Annotated in this window: 16 protein-coding genes; 3 read left to right on the forward strand and 13 right to left on the reverse strand. The window is 55.4% G+C overall.

Translation table 11 applies throughout. The annotated features are described in order from the left end of the window. The first annotated feature begins 73 nt into the window (after positions 1–73). Entirely contained in the window at positions 74–487 is a 414-nt protein-coding gene (locus ACZ5GQ_RS01060) for a hypothetical protein (protein ID WP_498856819.1), read from the forward strand. Positions 488–500: 13 nt separating this feature from the next. Here ACZ5GQ_RS01060 and ACZ5GQ_RS01065 read toward each other — a convergent pair whose 3' ends face one another. From ACZ5GQ_RS01065 to ACZ5GQ_RS01110, 10 genes are all read right to left on the reverse strand, one after another. Then, positions 501–1547 carry a DHH family phosphoesterase gene (locus tag ACZ5GQ_RS01065; RefSeq protein WP_498856820.1) on the reverse strand — a complete coding sequence of 349 codons (1047 nt, stop codon included), beginning with the start codon at positions 1545–1547 and terminating at the stop codon, positions 501–503. Next, positions 1525–1929, reverse strand: coding sequence for an HIT family protein (locus ACZ5GQ_RS01070; protein WP_498856821.1), 405 nt, complete (start codon positions 1927–1929; stop codon positions 1525–1527). The genes ACZ5GQ_RS01065 and ACZ5GQ_RS01070 overlap by 23 nt, the downstream gene beginning before the upstream one ends. Before the next feature lie 134 nt (positions 1930–2063). Then, the gene (locus ACZ5GQ_RS01075; RefSeq protein WP_498856822.1) at positions 2064–2708 is read right to left on the reverse strand and encodes a hypothetical protein; all 645 of its coding nucleotides are present in this window, start codon (positions 2706–2708) and stop codon (positions 2064–2066) included. A 4-nt stretch (positions 2709–2712) separates the two neighbouring features. Further along, complete coding sequence (radA, locus tag ACZ5GQ_RS01080; RefSeq protein WP_498856823.1) at positions 2713–3693, reverse strand: DNA repair and recombination protein RadA; 981 nt, start codon at positions 3691–3693, stop codon at positions 2713–2715. A 152-nt stretch (positions 3694–3845) separates the two neighbouring features. Then, on the reverse strand, positions 3846–5093 hold the full coding sequence (locus tag ACZ5GQ_RS01085; RefSeq protein WP_498857331.1) for an MgtC/SapB family protein: 1248 nt from the start codon (positions 5091–5093) through the stop codon (positions 3846–3848). 53 nt (positions 5094–5146) lie between these two features. Further along, the gene (locus tag ACZ5GQ_RS01090) at positions 5147–6298 is read right to left on the reverse strand and encodes an alkaline phosphatase family protein (protein ID WP_498856824.1); all 1152 of its coding nucleotides are present in this window, start codon (positions 6296–6298) and stop codon (positions 5147–5149) included. A gap of 69 nt (positions 6299–6367) precedes the next feature. Then, entirely contained in the window at positions 6368–7819 is a 1452-nt protein-coding gene (gene gatB, locus ACZ5GQ_RS01095) for an Asp-tRNA(Asn)/Glu-tRNA(Gln) amidotransferase subunit GatB (RefSeq protein WP_498856825.1), read from the reverse strand. Next, positions 7816–9255: an Asp-tRNA(Asn)/Glu-tRNA(Gln) amidotransferase subunit GatA gene (gene gatA, locus ACZ5GQ_RS01100; RefSeq protein ID WP_498856826.1), complete on the reverse strand. Its 1440-nt coding sequence runs from the start codon at positions 9253–9255 to the stop codon at positions 7816–7818. The genes gatB and gatA overlap by 4 nt, the downstream gene beginning before the upstream one ends. 2 nt (positions 9256–9257) lie before the next feature. After that, positions 9258–9569, reverse strand: coding sequence for a hypothetical protein (locus tag ACZ5GQ_RS01105; RefSeq protein ID WP_498856827.1), 312 nt, complete (start codon positions 9567–9569; stop codon positions 9258–9260). Positions 9570–9608: 39 nt separating this feature from the next. Further along, positions 9609–10667: a PhoU domain-containing protein gene (locus ACZ5GQ_RS01110; RefSeq protein ID WP_498856828.1), complete on the reverse strand. Its 1059-nt coding sequence runs from the start codon at positions 10665–10667 to the stop codon at positions 9609–9611. Positions 10668–10786: 119 nt separating this feature from the next. On the opposite strand from ACZ5GQ_RS01110, the gene ACZ5GQ_RS01115 reads away from it, so the two are divergent. Then, positions 10787–11407 carry a trimeric intracellular cation channel family protein gene (locus tag ACZ5GQ_RS01115; protein ID WP_498856829.1) on the forward strand — a complete coding sequence of 207 codons (621 nt, stop codon included), beginning with the start codon at positions 10787–10789 and terminating at the stop codon, positions 11405–11407. On the opposite strand, the gene ACZ5GQ_RS01120 is transcribed toward ACZ5GQ_RS01115, so the two are convergent. Then, positions 11385–12977, reverse strand: a complete 1593-nt coding sequence (locus ACZ5GQ_RS01120; protein ID WP_498856830.1) for a radical SAM protein — start codon at positions 12975–12977, stop codon at positions 11385–11387. The genes ACZ5GQ_RS01115 and ACZ5GQ_RS01120 overlap by 23 nt on opposite strands. 188 nt (positions 12978–13165) lie before the next feature. Between ACZ5GQ_RS01120 and ACZ5GQ_RS01125 the strand changes: the two genes are divergently transcribed. Beyond that, entirely contained in the window at positions 13166–13966 is an 801-nt protein-coding gene (locus ACZ5GQ_RS01125; protein ID WP_498856831.1) for an aldose 1-epimerase, read from the forward strand. Here ACZ5GQ_RS01125 and ACZ5GQ_RS01130 read toward each other — a convergent pair. Further along, complete coding sequence (locus ACZ5GQ_RS01130; protein WP_498856832.1) at positions 13963–14709, reverse strand: CoA-transferase subunit beta; 747 nt, start codon at positions 14707–14709, stop codon at positions 13963–13965. The genes ACZ5GQ_RS01125 and ACZ5GQ_RS01130 overlap by 4 nt on opposite strands. Beyond that, complete coding sequence (locus tag ACZ5GQ_RS01135) at positions 14709–15518, reverse strand: CoA transferase subunit A (protein WP_498857332.1); 810 nt, start codon at positions 15516–15518, stop codon at positions 14709–14711. Before ACZ5GQ_RS01135 ends, ACZ5GQ_RS01130 begins: the two co-directional genes overlap by 1 nt. Between the last annotated feature and the right edge of the window lie 111 nt (positions 15519–15629).

Raw genomic sequence — 15629 nt, forward strand, 5'->3', positions numbered from 1 at the left:
GCGTTATCTAGGCCCGCCGTGCGGAGGAGAGCTTTTATAACCATTCCTTGTACAGAGCCGCTGGTGAGGCAATGTGCCAGTAGAGCTGTTAAGCGTTGACGACCTCGTTAAGGTAGCCCAGAAGGCCGTAGAGTGCAGGGTTAAGAGGGTGACAAGGGATGGCAAGGCGAAGATAAAGGTGAGGACCAAGAGGTACCTATACACCTACAAGGTTGACCCCTCGCAGCTCAATGACGTGCTCTCAAAGCTTAACTGCAAGAAGGTGGTTGACATAGACCAGGAGATAGCGGAGGCCAAGAAGAGGAGGGCCGAGGAGAGAAAGAAGGCTAAGGAGGAGAAGGCTAAGGCCCAGCAGGCGCAGCCATCACAGGCAGCGCAGCCAGCCGCCCCAGCAGCCGCAGGCGGGGCTCAGGAAGCGCAGGCCGCGCAGGGACAGCAGGCGCAGCCAGCCGCGGAGGAGAAGAAGGAGGGCTCCCCTCAGCAGTGATTACATAGGCTGCTCAGCCGCTTATCACACCACTTCCCTTGCATGCCTCAGTTGCTATGGCAATTTCTAAGAGCCTTTGCGACACGTATTTAGCTAGGTATTTTCTGCTTATCAAGCCTAGCAGCGCTACATGAAGGGGCAGGCTCATGGAGGCCCCTGAGGCCCTTGGGTGGCCGCCGCCCCCGAGCTGCCTTGCAATTACCTGTACGTTAGCGCCTCCCCTGCTCCTCAGCGAAAGCGAGACCCTCCTGAAGCTCTTTCTCTTTATCAGCGCAGCGGCGTTCGCGTGGGCCCTGGAGACGAGCATCGAGCCGAGTATGCTATCCGACGGCAGGTCCGAGCTCCTCACCACGGACGCTATGACGCACCCGTCGCTGCCAACGGAGTAGCTGTCCTTGAGCTCATTTGATGAGTTGGCCAGCTCCTCCTTCAGGTAGCTCTCGAGCCTAGCCTGAAGCTCATCGTCCCAGAGGATGCCGTTGAAGAACTTCTCCACAAGCTTTTCCTTCCACTGACCATTACGGGTGTCGGGAGGTGAAGTTGAGGCCCTGAAGAGCTTGGGGGCTAGGGGGTCATCCCACCTCCACAGGTCCGCGGCGCACACAGCCCTCTCAAGCCTGTTCATGAAGTCGTCGACCTCAACTCCGTAAAGCTTGGAGGCGTACCTTATTACTACCCCGGCGCCGCACGTGCTCCTGTCAACGAAAAGCCTCGCACCCAGCTTCTGCACAGCGTTAACGTCCTCCTCGGCCCATACGTGGTGATCGTACCACTCGACCTCAAGGTCTTTGACGGCGGCGGACCTAAGCCTGTCTATGGCCCTGGGGGTTGACTGCGAGTTGAAGCCTATGTCCATAAACACCATGGTAGTGTGCGGCTCAAGGTAGGGCGTCAGGCGGTCTATGACTTGGTCAATGTTGTAGGGCTCGGCGAACATTATCACGGCGTCCTGTGGCTTAACTCCTATTATCCTGAGGTAGGAGGCGGCGGCAGCCGCGCCGTCCAGGTCGTTGTGGGTTATTATAATTACCCTTCTGTCAGTCCTTGGCTGTAACTCCATATTTCATCGCCGCCCTCTGCACCTCAGGTCTAAGCCTGTCATAGGTGTCCTCCAAGGTCTGCGAGATTACCTTGGTACCTCCGACCACTGTTATATAGTTAGCATCCCCCTTCCACCTGGGCACCACGTGAACGTGTATGTGCCCTGGCACCCCGGCACCCGCCACGTCCCCTATGTTTATGCCTATGTTAAACCCCTCAGGCCTATAGACAGCCCTGAGGGCTTCGACCGAGGCTTTAAGTAAAAGGCCTATCTCCCTCATCTCCTCCTCCGTGAGGTCCTCAATTGAAGCCACGTGCCTGTAGGGGGCTATCATCAGGTGACCCGTGTTGTAAGGATACTTGTTAAGTATTATGAATGAGTACTTACCCTTGAAGAGCACCAGGGCATCCTCTCATCCGGGTTCCTTGGGGCTTCGCAGAGGAAGCACCCCTCTGACCTTCCGGCTATGGTTGAGATGTACGTCATTCTCCAGGGGGCCCACAGTATGTTATACCACGACTTAGGCCAATCCATCTAAGGCACCCTGAACAACGTAAGCTCCAGGACTAGAGCCAGGGGCAGGGCAATTAAAATGAATGTAACGAATGGCATTCCGATCTGCAGGCGGACTTCACTTCCCTCCTGACACGCCCTTGATATGGCCTCTGAGGGCACCTCCTTAACGGCCGAGGAGCCCTTCGGGAACCACCACCTGATCCTGGAGGCCATGTCGCATGGCATCAACACGCTAAGGCCCCTCGCCCTTAAGCCCAGCCTCGCCGCCGTGACCGCCGTGACCAGGGGCCTCGATATAAGCTCTATGACCGCCGCCAGGAGTATCACCAGCAGCGAGGGGGGCATGAGGCTTCCTGGAGGAGGCGCCGGTAGCATCAAAGAAATAGCCAGGGAGGCCCAGAGGTCGCCAGCGCCCATGAAGCCCGTCACCGTCGATACCCCTACCGCCGCAGGCGCTATCAGAGACTCAAGGTAAAATAACAACAGAAGCCTGAAAGGGTAAATCTTAAGGTATATCAGGAACGACACTACCGCCACAACCTTGCCTCCTAAGTACCACAGGTGCTCAGGCACGGACCTGTACAGGAAGTCAAGCACGGCAGGGGGCGTGGATACTATAGCCGCCAGCGCCCATGGCAGGAGCGAGAGGGGAAGCCACTCCAAAAGGTCACTCCTCCTCGGCGTCGCGTATGCCGTACTCCGTTATTGCAAATACTGTCTCGCCCTCCGGCAGGTGAGGCGCGTCAACTATTCTGGCTATCCTCTTGTTGTTCCTGCTCTTCTTCAGCTGAACCCTTATGCCGGGCGCGTGAGCTACCACGTTGCCTCCAACGGCAGCCGTGGGATCCCCGTAGAACACGTCGGGCCTAGCCATTACCTGGTTTGTGACCACTACCGCTACATCATATACCTCTGCAAGCCTCATGAGCTGGTGCAGGTGCCTGTTAAGCAGCTGCTGCCTTGCGGCCAGGTTCTCCCTCCCTGGGAACTCGGCCCTGAAGTGGCTCGTCAGCGAGTCGACCACTACTAGTCTAATAGTGTCCTTATCTAGCATGTCAAACAGCTGGTCAACTATAGCCATCTGGTGGTGACTGTTTATGGCCCTTATCCAGTAGATGTTATCCATAACCTTGTCAGGGTCGAGGCCGAGACCCCTGGCCATCTGCTCTATTCTCTCCCACCTGAAAGTACCTTCAGTGTCTATGTAGACAGCCTTCCCGTTGAGGCCTCCCTTGTCCTCAGGCAGCTGAACGTTTACGGAGAGCTGATGGCATATCTGAGTCTTACCTGTGCCAAACTCCCCGAAGAACTCGGTTATCTGCTTAGTCTCTATGCCGCCGCCTAGGAGGTCGTCAAGTGCCTTGCTGCCAGTTGTTATCTTCCTTACGCTCATTCTCTCCTTCTTAAGCTCCAGGGCCGTCTTGAAGTGTATGTCCAGCGCCTGCCTCGCAGACTCCACTATCTTCTGGGCTGTCTGCAGCGGTATTCCCGTGGCCTGCGCTATCTCCTGTGGAGTCGCCACAGCTATGGCCTCTATGGTGGCGTACCCGCTCTCTACGAGCTTCTCGGCCGTGGTGGGCCCCACACCGGGCAACTCCGTTATGTCCTTAGGCTTCTTAACTGTCTGGCTCGCGTTAGCCTCTGACACTTTCGGTCTCCTCGGTACTTCTCTAGAAACTAAGCCCTATATTTCCAAGTAAGGTTGCCACGTCACTTGAAACTATTATATAGGGAAGCCTTGGTAATACTCTGATGTAGCTTACCCCAGGGCGGAGGAGGCCTTGGGCTGCCGGAGGGCCTTTATGCGACGCCAAGCATGTACATCAGGGCTACCGTGAATGCTCCCAGCGCCGCTGAGCCAACTATCACCAGCTTCCTGTAGCTCCAGCTTGACGATAGTAACGAGAGGAAGGCCTTCTCTATCACCCCAGCCGTCAGTGAAAGCATTGCAAGCTGGGCCGCAGCCTTTAAGGTTATTATAGAACGGTTGAAAAGGATTCCAACGGCTATTATAGCCCCAAGGGCGTTCCCGAGGGCGCTTACAAATATGGTCAGAGGCAGCAGGCTTGGGAAGAGGACCCCTATAGCTTTAGCAACAGAGGTTATTATAAAGAGGAGCACGGCGAACTCTACTATCCTCAGTACTGGGAGCGGGGTTGAGGGGGGCTCTATGTTGGTCGGGCTCAGCTCCTTGGATTTGATCACGCCCAGGAGAGCTAAGGCTAAGGCTATGAGCGTGGTTGGGATGGCTACTATGGCCGCAAGCTGCGCCGAGTAGGTTGTGAAGTATATCGCTGCCAGTACCTGTATGAGGGCGAGAGGCACGTTAGAGAGCAGCGTGTTTAGGGCAAGAGACCTTGATGCCTCCTGCTTCTCATTGCTCAACTGTATAAGGCTAAGGGTCACGGTAGTGCTTGATATGAGGCCGCCTATTATCGTAAACGCTAGGAGCCCCCTCCTGGAGACCCTCAGGGTCACGTACTGGGCGAAGAATATTATGGCAACTACCACCACGGTCAGCCAGAACTCGTATGGGTTGAAGATGCCAAGGGGTCCTACGAACTTGTCTGGCAGCAGCGGAAGTATAACAATTGATATCACCAGGAGGTTCAGGAGCGCCAGCAGCTCCTCACGTCTAATCCTTGATATCGCGTTAAGGAGCTGGGTCTTATAGAAGCTGAGCGCCGCCACAAGCACCGATATTACGGTGCCCTGAAGGTACATGCCCATACCTACCAGGACCCCTGAGGCGAACACAAGGAACATGCTGACATAAGTGGTCGCCCCAAGGCTTCTCGTGACCCTGGCCCTCTCCACATATATGGTGGCCGCGATCACCGTAATTGAAATGAAGGCGACGCCCAGGAGCAGGTAGCCCGCCTTCTCATAAAGCAGCGCGAACACGTAACCCAACATTGAAGTGAATATGGAGGTCCTCAGCCCCAGGAATATCCTTGAGCCCGTTATCTTTCTGTACTCGTTTACCAGGCCTACTATTGCTCCCACCGCTACAGACATTAGCAGGGGCTCCAGCTGTGAGTAAGCCATAGCCACCTACTCTTCACAACTTTAGCCCTACAAGGGCTTTTAAAATGTGAAGGCTAGCTCCAGACCACCAGAGGTATGTACATCTCCTCAGGCGTCATCCCGCTGTGGTTGCCCCTGAGCCTTAAGGCAGGGTCGTCATCCCTATATGAGTAGTGATACTTAGAGGTGGAGTCAGCTGCTATGCCCAGGTAATCGCCTATTATGTTGTCAGCCACAAAATTGTCCACTCTGCCAAGTATGCCGCTCTCTATGACCTCCTGCTTGCTCATCACCTCAAGCTTATACTTGGACTTGAGCATATCCCTTATGTTATCCCTGGTCCTAAACCAGACAGCCCTTGAGTCTCCATAAGGAGGCACTTCAAGCACCCTGAGCAGTTCCTCGTCATTGTTAAATACGTAGACGTTGCTAACGGTTACCTGGCCGTGATCTGAGAGCAACAGGAACGTGTACCTGTCCTTGTACTTCTGGGCAAGCTCTTCCAAGTGCGTCAAAGTAAGCCTGAGCTCCTCAAGTATCAGGTCCCTGTGCTGGCTTCTGAAGCCATAGCCGTGCCCTATGTGGTCAGGGTTATCATAGTAAACATAGATAAGGTCGTAGGGCTCACCCTCCAGGGCCTCCCTGAGGGAGGCCAGCATTTCAAACGAGTTAGAGTGTGACTTTATCTTAGTTAGACCCTCCTGGGGCCTGGTGTTCAAGTACGTCCTGGTGAGCTCCCCGCTGGCGGCGCCGCTTGACATGAGCGCCAGCACCTTAGCTGAGCTCTCAGCAAGCCATGGCTTGACGGGAAAGGCCTTCTGAAGCGGCATGTAATCTATGGTGCCAGAGCCGCTCTCAGCCATGTATGAGTACTTTATTCCATTTATCACGCCTCCGAGCCTTTTATTGAAGACCGTGTAGCCTACTAGGCCGTGCTCGCCTGGAGACTGGGCTGTCATTAGCGTGCTCAGGGCCGCGGCAGTTGTGGATGGAAACACTGTTGTTGCCTTAGTTACAGTGCCCGAGACCTTGACTCCAGTCTCCACGAAGAGGTCCCAACTAAGCGCGTCAAGGTATATGAGCACCAGCCTCCTGCCGGTTATCTCGAAGCTCTTGCCTATACACTGCCTTTTAACACCAAAGAACTCAGCAAGGCCGCACGAGACTGAGTACAGGTTGTTCTCGGCTGCGTAGTCCGGCCACACGAAGTTCTGCTTCTCCTCCACGCTTGTCTCCCAGCAGCTTGACCTGCAGCAAGGCTTTAACTTCTACGCACTAAAACCGCCAGTTATGGCTTAGTTCCCATTGTCTTGAAGTTGCCTCAGCCTCTCGAGTATGATGCTACGCACGAGCTTAGGGTCTACGGCGTAACCCCTTCTCATCTTAAGCGCCGAGCCCACCAGGTAGTCAAGGGCCTCCTCCTTGCCGCTTAGGTAGTCTTTGACCGCTTTCTTCTCCCTTGAGAGGACCGCCGTGATTACTTCGCCTAAGTCTTCTAACCTAGGAGGCAGCAGCTTCTCGAGGGGCGTCTCAGGGTTTGCGGCCAGCGCCGGCAGCGCGTTATATTTAATCTCGTCGTAAGTGTATTCGCCCCTGCTAATGAGCTCGGCAAGGGCTGCTATTGTCTCTGATGGAGGCCACGAGCTTTCCTCGTGCAGGTCCACGCCCTGCTTCTTCAGGAGCCCTTTGAGGTCAACCGCTATCATCCTAGCAACCAGAGGGGCCTCCGCCCCCCTTTCCACGGCGCCCAGGTAAACGGAGAGGGCCGGCCTGTAGAGCACTATGCTCCAGGCCTGCCTCCTTGGCACCCCATGGGCCGTTATGACTTCCATATATTTAGCCGGATCCCTGAGGGTCAGCGGCCTGGCCTCGTCTATAAGCTCCTTCATGGGCACTGGAGGTATGTCAGGGTCAGGGAAGTAAAGGTACTCCTCCTCGGTCTCCTTAGCCCTCTGCGGCTTTGTGACCCTCCTGACTGGGTCCCAGCCCCTAGTCTCCCTCTCCACACGGCCTCCCTGGGAGACTAGCTTGCTCTCCCTGAACAGCTCGTACCTTATGGCCCTCTCCAGGTCAAGGGTGCTCCCTATGTTCTTTATCTCCACCCTCTCGCCGCCCTCAACGCTCACGTTAGCGTCAACCCTGAAGGCCCCCTCAAGGCGTGGGTTGGTGGCGCCTATGTACTCCATGACAAGCAGCAGGTACTCCACGAACCTTCTTGCGTCCCTGGGGCTCCTGAGCTCTGGCTCGGTGACCACCTCTACTAAGGGCACCCCGCTCCTGTTGTAGTCTATGTAGGCGCTCTCGCTAGATGTTATTGTGCCCTCGTACTCCGTCCTGCCTGGGTCCTCCTCGACGTTTATCCTCCTTATTGTGACCTCGCGCCACTCGTCGGCGTCAGGATCATAATACCTGGCCCTGCCCCTGAGACATATAGGGGCGCCTCCCCCGCCCTGGTACTGTGTTATCTGGTAGTTCTTTGGCAGGTCGGGGTAGAAGTAGTGCTTCCTTGTGAATATCATGGCTGGCGGCATCTCACAGTTCATGAGCATTGAGAGGGCTGCAGCAAACCTGAGCGGCTGCCTCCTCGGCACAGGTAAGGCGCCGGGAAGCCCCAGGCACACGGGGCATACGTTGCTGTTAGGCGGCATGCCCCTGTAGTTTGACTTACAGTCACAGAACAGCTTAGTCCCAGCCTCCGTGAGCTGCACGTGTATTTCAAGGCCTATCTTAAAGGGCGTGTAGCTCAAGGCATCACACCTCCGAGCCCTGTCGCCTCTTCAACTAGCTTGCCCAAGGCAACCAGCTTGGTCTCCTCGAGCGGGCCCGCCATGAACTGCACGCCGACAGGCAGGCCGCCATAGAAGCCAGCGGGCATTGCAATTGAGGGGACGCCCGCCAAGTTAGCAATCACTGTGTAGACGTCAAGAGTGTATAGCTTGAGCGGATCCGTTATCCTCTCCCCTATCTTGGGGGGCAGCGTTGGGCTCACGGAGCCCGCGATTATGCACTTCCTGACAAGCCTCAGGACTTCATCCCTCAAGATCCTTCTACCCCTGGCTGCGGCTACGTAAAACTCGTCGCGGTAGCCCTCGCTTAGGGCCATAACGCCCAGCACTATCCTTCTCTTGACCTCCTTGCCAAAGCCGTTGGCGCGCGTAGCTATCACCGTCTCCGTGTAGTTGGGCCTCAGCTCAGCGAAGGGATAGAGCTTGCCATCGTACCTGGCAAGGTTGCTCGCAGCCTCAGCTAGCGCTATAGTATAGTATATGGGCAACGCGTCCGCAGCTGAGGGAAGAGATGCGTCATAATCTACTTCAACGCCTTCAGACTGAAGCTTGTCCAGAAGTTTAGTTATGGTTCCCTTCACAGGGGGGTCTGAACCGTCTATCATTTCGTGGGGAACGCATATGTGAAAATCCTTAGGATCCGGCTGAGGCTTAGAGCTCAAGCTGACCCTTTCAATGGCTAGGCTAGTGGCGTCGCGAGGGTCATGTCCAGCTATCGCCTCTAGGAGCAGCGCTACGTCCACCACTGACCTGGCCATGGGGCTTATCTGTTCCAGGCTGTTAGCGTATGGTATGAGGCCGTACCTGCTCACAAGCCCATAAGTTGGCTTGAGCCCGACGGTGCCAGTGTAGGCGGCGGGAAGCCTGACCGAGCCCCCGGTATCGCTTCCTAGGGCTAGGTCAGCGCCGCCATATGCCAGCACTGCAGCGGAGCCGCCGCTGCTCCCTCCCGGCACCCTGTCAAGGTCCCATGGGTTGTGGGTTGGCCAGAAGCCACTGAGCTCTGTGGTGCTCCCCATGGCGAACTCGTCCATGTTAGTCTTCCCTATTATTATGGCTCCTGCATCCAGGAGCCTCTCAACTACGGTAGCGTTAAATGGCGGCACATAACCCGAAAGTATTCTTGAGCCCGCTGTGGTTGGCGCGAAGTTTGTTGAAATGTTGTCTTTAACTGCAACGACTAGGCCAGCAAGCGGTAGCTTGCGGCCCTCCCTCAGCTGCCTTTCAATGTCCTTTGCCCTCTTCATCACTAAGTCTCTGTCAAGCAACGTTATGAAGCCCCTGACCTTGGGCTCCCACCTATCTATAGCTTCGTAAACCTCCATGACGTGTTCCTCTGGGGTCTTAGAGCCTGATAGCATCTCTGTGAGCACCGAAGCTGCGGTCATTGTCCTCATCCTTATCCACCCCTCCACGGAACCTTAACCATGCCATCCTTGAGGCGATCCTTAGGAAGCCACGTTATTGTGGTACGCCTCTCAGCTACCTGCTGGGGTGGCGACAAGGTCTCATCCCAGACGTTATAGAGTGGCTCTACCTCACAGTCTCTGTACTTGGAGACCTTCGAGAGCATTGCCCTTATGTTCCTAACATCGACGCAGAGCTGCTGAAGTTCATCCTCTTCAAAGGAGAGCCTTGAGAGCCTCAGAAGGCGCAAAAGCTCCTCAAGCTCCTCCCTCGAGCATTCCCCAAAGGGAGTCTGCACCTCCACGCAACTCCAAAGATAAGAGTATTTTATCCTTTTTTTCTCTTAGGATACGAGAGTCCTCCTGTTCTCAAGGCTCCTCAGGGCGTTGAGGCCCATCATGGCCTCAAGTAAATCTATGGTCTGGGCGACTATTCTCTTGGCACCATCGAATATTGGATAACACTCGTTGGCGCAGCCGGAGGCCCTGGCCTTCGAGTAGAGCTCCGCCACCCACACGGCCTCCCTGTGGAGGGACTCGTACATGAGTAGTATCTGCTCCTGTGAGAGTGTATTTATAAGATCTATGGAGCTGAGGACGCTGAGCTTCACCTTATCAAAGAGCTGCCTTATCTCAGCCGTCAGCTGGCCGTTATAGTCAAGGAGCCACTGGGCTATCGAGACCACCTGATCCGCTATCCGCTCGAGGCTTTTGACCATTGTGTAGAGGTTTATGGCCTCTGCCAGCGCATTCATGCCAAGCTCCTTGGGGCTCATAAGGCCCTGGAGCGCGAGATTCAGCTGTTTAAATATGTAGAGGTAAAGCTTATCCACTATGTCATCACGTCTTATTATTGTGTCCAAGAGGTCCCTCTGCTTTAAGCCCTCAATTACGTCCGAGAGGTCCGTTATCATAGACTTCACGACCTTTATCATATTTTCCACAGCTGTATGGGCTGATATGGAGGTAAGGTCTACCACTGTCTTCAATGTGAGCTGGTCGTTGGACTCCTCCAACAGCTCAAGACCTATAGTCTTAGTCCTCACAAAGTTTGCTATCCTCTCGGCGGCCTCGGCCATCTGAGGATCAAACCTTATATTTATGGTGTCATAGCCTGCCAGGTAGGCCGATATTATCTGCATAGACAATACCGCGTCGCTTAGGTTAGGCCTCACAGTTACCTCAGTAACTCTCTCAATGCCCTTTGAGGTGGAGTTTGGCGATCTAAGCCTTATCCAACCCTCTGGGTTTAGCTCAAGGAGGACCTCTGAGCCCTTGTCTATATTGAGCACTTTAGCCCACTCTTTAGGAAGGGAGACTATATAGGTCGAGCCACCAGTTATCTGAACTCTCCTCTTGACAATGAAGGAGCTGGCCTCTCCCTCCTCATCATGTCTTTGCAACCCTTAGCCCCTATATAACTTATATACCTAAACGAGAGGTTAAATATAATACCTGAGGCCATAGGCCTAGTAGATCTGAAAACGCGCCTCCTGCACCCAGAGTTTAAAGGCGACGCAGGATGGCCGCAGTGCTCGAGCTACTTAACTATATAGGCATAGTGAGCTTCTCGGCCTCAGGCGCCCTGAAGGGCGTCAGGAAGGGTCTGGACATATTTGGCGTCGCTGTGCTTGGGCTTGTGACCAGCTACGCCGGCGGAATAATTGCCGAGGTCCTCCTGGGCATGACTCCTCCGCTTGTGCTTAAGGACCCCTTTGACTTATTAATGTCAATAGCCGTCTCCATAGGGGTCTTTTACTTCTGGAGGGCCTTGCAGAGGCCTTCAACAGCAAAGGCCCTCTTCTTTGCTGACGCAATAGGCCTCGCGGACTTTGCAGTATTTGGAGCGTACCTGGCCACCTCAAGGGGGTTGAACGTAGTGGCCGTTGCAATAATTGCGACCCTGGTCGGCACAGGCGGAGGAGCGTTGAGGGACGTGCTAGTTGGAGAAATCCCTATGGTGCTCAGGAGGGAGATCTACGCCACTGCAGCCGCCGCCGGAGGCGTGGTCTACTATCTTGCACAGGAGCTCTCCAAGGCTTACGCCTCCGCCTTTGGGCTTGCAACCGTGCTGGCCTTAAGGCTAGTCTCCTACGAGCTGGGCCTTGAGCTTCCCAGGGCTAGCCAGGCCCAGGCTCTATGACGCTTCCCTCCACGGCCCTTGCTGAATGGACTCCCTCGACCCTAACAGCCTCTATGTACTGCAGCCTCGGGTAGCTTCCCCTTATCATAACCATGAGCGGATAGCTGCCTACTTGCCTTGCGTAGCAGTAGCCGAGCTCGCACTCCTCCACCCAGAGGCCTTTCATGATTGTGCCCTTAGGCGCTACCCAGGACAGCTCGGTCCTGTCAAAGACGTGCCTAACGAAGTAGGTAAAGGACTTGGCCTCGGCCTCGAGCTTCCTGCTTACCCCCCACCTCATGTTGTAGACCCTGGTGGTTGGCAGCGCCAATATCTTCCTAACGTTAACCCTCCTGACGAGCAGCTTCCTCCTCAGTATCTCCTCGAGGAACTCCCTGTTAAGCCTGTAGCTTTCCCTCCTCTCGCCAGGCAGTCCTAAGATAAAGTTTATGCCTGGGAGCAGCTCCGGAAGCCCGTTATAACCCCTTGACGCCCCTACCCTGTTTATTATTTCTATGGCCTTTAGGGCATCATCAGCGGTGACCTTTAAGTTGTTAAGCTTTACCACCTGCGGGTCCACGCTCTCAACGCCTAAGGCAGCCACGTCCCCGGGGGTGTGGTACTTAACTATTACCTTGAGGGCCTCCGTCGACTCCTCCGGGTACCTGGCTATGGTGCCCGGGTTAACGTTGTCTATGTGAAGCACCTCAATGTTAGGGGCCTCCACGCGAATACCATGGAAGAGCCTCTCAAGCTCCTGCGGCGAGGGCCTAGGCCACTCCTCAGAGCCCAGCTGGCTTGAGTTGTAGACCAATATGTCCGCCTGCCTCCCTAACCTGAAGTTCTTGACGCCAACTTCATAAAGAGCCCTCACCTCCTTAACTATCGCCATGGGGTCCCTGGCTATGGGCCTGCCCCTGAGGGGCTCAACGCAGAAGGAGCAGCCGCCGCTGACCCACCTGGCGCAGCCCCTGTAGGTCTCTATCTCAGCTATAAGGTTCTTGCCGAAGTTGGGATGAAATCTAACTATGCTGGCGCCGAGGACCGCAAACCTGTTGACCTTGCTGTAGTCCTCCCTTACAGCCCTTGGCGACGCCGCCTCCTCGCCATACTTAACAAGGTCGTAGACGTACTCCTCCGGGTCACCGGAGACTAAAACGTCAAAACCGTGAGACTTAAAGAACGACGGAGGGTAGCCCGCCGAGCCTCCCTCGGGCCCCATGCCCCACCTGGCCGCTGGGCCCACCAGGACCTTAAGCGGTCCCTCCAGCGACGAAGCTATAGAGGCCAGCTCCTCCGCGGTGGCGGGCCTGCCGCCTATGTACTTTCCCGGCACGACGACGCCCGCTATGAATATTACTGCGTCATATAGCCTCAGCAGCTGCGCAGGGCTAGGCCTTTGCCTCAGCTCATCAATCGTTATGTAGTGAACCTTGGCGGTCTTGTCAACATCAAACACGGCCCCAGCTATGTACCTAGCGTACACGTCTATGTACGGAGGCACCCCTAGGCCTCCTGGCTCATCGTTGTAACCGTCTACTATCAGCAGCTTTCTAGGCCTCACGACTCGCTGGCCTCTCTGCCTGCGCAAAAGCCAGACCTTTTGAAGGCTTTTAGTTAAAGACCTACGGCGTCGGGAACCCTGAGCCCCTCAGCACCGCTAAGTCGGGTAAGTTCTCCTCATCCGCCACCCCTAGCAGGGGTCCAGGGACTTTATTTACCTTAGCATCACAAGATCGTTCTTAGCTTTTAAATGATCCGTTCAGTAGCCTTCTTCTGGTGAGGCTGTTGATAAGGCTTCAGAGCGGCAGCGACGAGGCAACAATATATGAAAAGGGCGCCTACCTGGCGGCTCTCAGACATCGTGATAAAGACATAATAACAAAGGGGGATCCCTCGGCTCCGACGAAGGCCGGCATGGCCTTCCTTGCACCGTTCGCCAACAGGGTCAGGGGCGCAACCTACGTATTTGACGGGGTCTTATACAGCCTGCCCCGCAACAGCGAGGGAAACGCCATTCACGGCCTGCTTCTTGACAGGGAGTTTAACGTTGTCAGCTCCTCCGCGAGCTCTGCAACGCTTGAGACAACACTCTCGCACCAAGGTTACCCCTCGCAGCTCAACTTGCAAGTCACGTATTCCATTAGTGAGGGCCTCCTGACGGCCGAGGCTGTAGTTAAGAACCTTGGGCCTAGGAGGGCGCCTTTAGTCGTGGGTTGGCACCCTTACTTCGTCGTCGGTAACATGCCGTGGAGAATAGAGGCTGAGGCCTTCAGGTGCGAGGCGATTGACAAGATACCAACGGGGAGGCTTTATTACTACGAGTTTAGTGAGGGCGGTGAGTACGATGACTGCTTCCTAGTGCCCTCCGGCACCGTTAAGCTCATAGTTAGTGGTAAGGAGGCCGTCAGGATAGTTAGTGACAGCATGAGGTATTTCCAGGTTTACACTGGCATTAAGGGCTCCGTGGCCATAGAGCCCATGAGCGGGGCCCCTGACGCTTACCATAATCACATGGGCCTAATAGTAGTTGAGCCCTCCCAGTCAGTCAGGGTAGGCTTCAAGGCATACTATGATTAGCCGTAGCCCTCCTCGTACCTTAGTCCTCCAGGGTCCGCCTCCGAAATGACCCTCATCTCTTCCTCGCTGAGAGGAGGTATCACATCGACCTTGCCGGGCACTGCTATCCTCATCGAAGCCGACTTAAGGACGTCGTCAACAGTGAAGCCATACAGCAAAGACCTGAGCACGGGCCCCTCCCGGGTGAACTCTATGAGGGCCCTGTTGCTGCACAGGTAGAGCGGCAGCCCCCTCCTGAGCCTTTCCTCGCCGCTTCCCGTTACAAAGTCAACCCTGCGAACTAGTACCCTGGGCTCATGCCTTGCCCACACCACTATTTTCCTCACCAGGGGGAACAGGTACGCTGCGGCCGCGCCCCCTGGAAGCTTCACCTTGGGCCTCTCATAGCTGCCTATGGCTGTCAAGTTTATGTTCCCGCTCTCGTCCACCTGGGCGGCGCCGAAGAACATCAGGTCCATCCTTCCCTTGGCGGCTATGTCGAAAGAGTCTACAGTCGTGAAGAATCCCACCGGGTTAGGCTCCATGGAGGGGTCACCCGTGGAGGGCCTTATTGAAACCTTCTCGGGGTCAGGCATGAAGGACTCTCCCACGCTGTGCCACACAAAGCTTCTCTTAAGGTACCTGGCGGCGTATACCATGGCAAGGGCTGGGAGTATGCTGTCCAGGCCATGATATACGTAGTCTCCGTCGCTCACGAAGCTCGCCATGCACTTTATCATAAGGTCCGTCGGCCTGCTCGACATCACTGCCACCTCCTCAGGAGGTTGTCCCTGATCCATTCCATGGCAGATCCCTGCTTGGCCGCCTTGTAGTAAGCCCCTATGGCTTCGTAATCAGGCTCGTATAGCCCGTAAACTCCCGTGGGCCACGCGCCCTCAGGGGCCCTGACCACTGCTGAGACGTACAGCGATGTCGCTGAGAGCGTCAGGCCCAGGTCCCTGGTCAGCCTCTTAAGCTCATCACTGCTGACCACCTTCTCAGCTGATAAAATGACCCTCTTGGCGGCCCTTATCTTTAGCTCGTCTTCAAACCGAGGTCCCATAATCACTGCATTGCCATACTCGTCACTCACTTGAACGTGAATTAGTGCGACGTCAGGCTCAATGGCCCTCACGGCCACCAGCTCCTCCCCAGTGAACGGGTCCTTCATTACCTTCCACGTGCCGGCCGCCTCGTGTATTTTGAGTAGGTCCGAGCCCAAGATGCCCCTCACTGGCATGAAAGGGACCCCCTGAGCGCCGGCCCTGAGGCCAGCTATTATGGCCCCGCACGTGTCCTCCAGGTAACTTATGGCCCCCTCCTCCGCCTTCTTCCTCACGGTGGGCGCCAGGCCATAATGTTCAAAAGTGGCCATGGCTGCCCTAACCTTGCTAACAGCGCCCGAGGCCACCATAACGTCAAGGCCGAGGCCTGGCTCCCTGTCCACGAACGAGAGGCCCTTTACGCCAGCCCTTATTATTGCCGATATCAGCGCCATTGGGTTTCTAAAGAAGGTCATGCCACTTATGGTAACCTCGTCATTATCCCTAACCAGGCCCACTGCCTCCCCCATGCTGACGAGCTTCGTTGAAGGCACGGTCCCACAAATATTTTATTTAGAGTCCTACATTTTTAACCTTAAAATGCAAACCACTTAGTTCCCTATCAAGCTTAAAACTATGTT

The organism is Caldococcus noboribetus (assembly GCF_055389385.1).

Bases quoted from the DNA above. Each gene is read 5' to 3' on its own strand.
- ACZ5GQ_RS01065 (WP_498856820.1), bottom strand. From the start codon at position 1,547: ATGGAGTTACAGCCAAGGACTGACAGAAGGGTAATTATAATAACCCAC.
- ACZ5GQ_RS01085 (WP_498857331.1), bottom strand. From the start codon at position 5,093: ATGGCTTACTCACAGCTGGAGCCCCTGCTAATGTCTGTAGCGGTGGGA.
- gatA (WP_498856826.1), bottom strand. From the start codon at position 9,255: ATGAGGACAATGACCGCAGCTTCGGTGCTCACAGAGATGCTATCAGGC.
- ACZ5GQ_RS01115 (WP_498856829.1), top strand. From the start codon at position 10,787: ATGGCCGCAGTGCTCGAGCTACTTAACTATATAGGCATAGTGAGCTTC.
- ACZ5GQ_RS01130 (WP_498856832.1), bottom strand. From the start codon at position 14,709: ATGTCGAGCAGGCCGACGGACCTTATGATAAAGTGCATGGCGAGCTTC.
- ACZ5GQ_RS01135 (WP_498857332.1), bottom strand. From the start codon at position 15,518: ATGGGGGAGGCAGTGGGCCTGGTTAGGGATAATGACGAGGTTACCATA.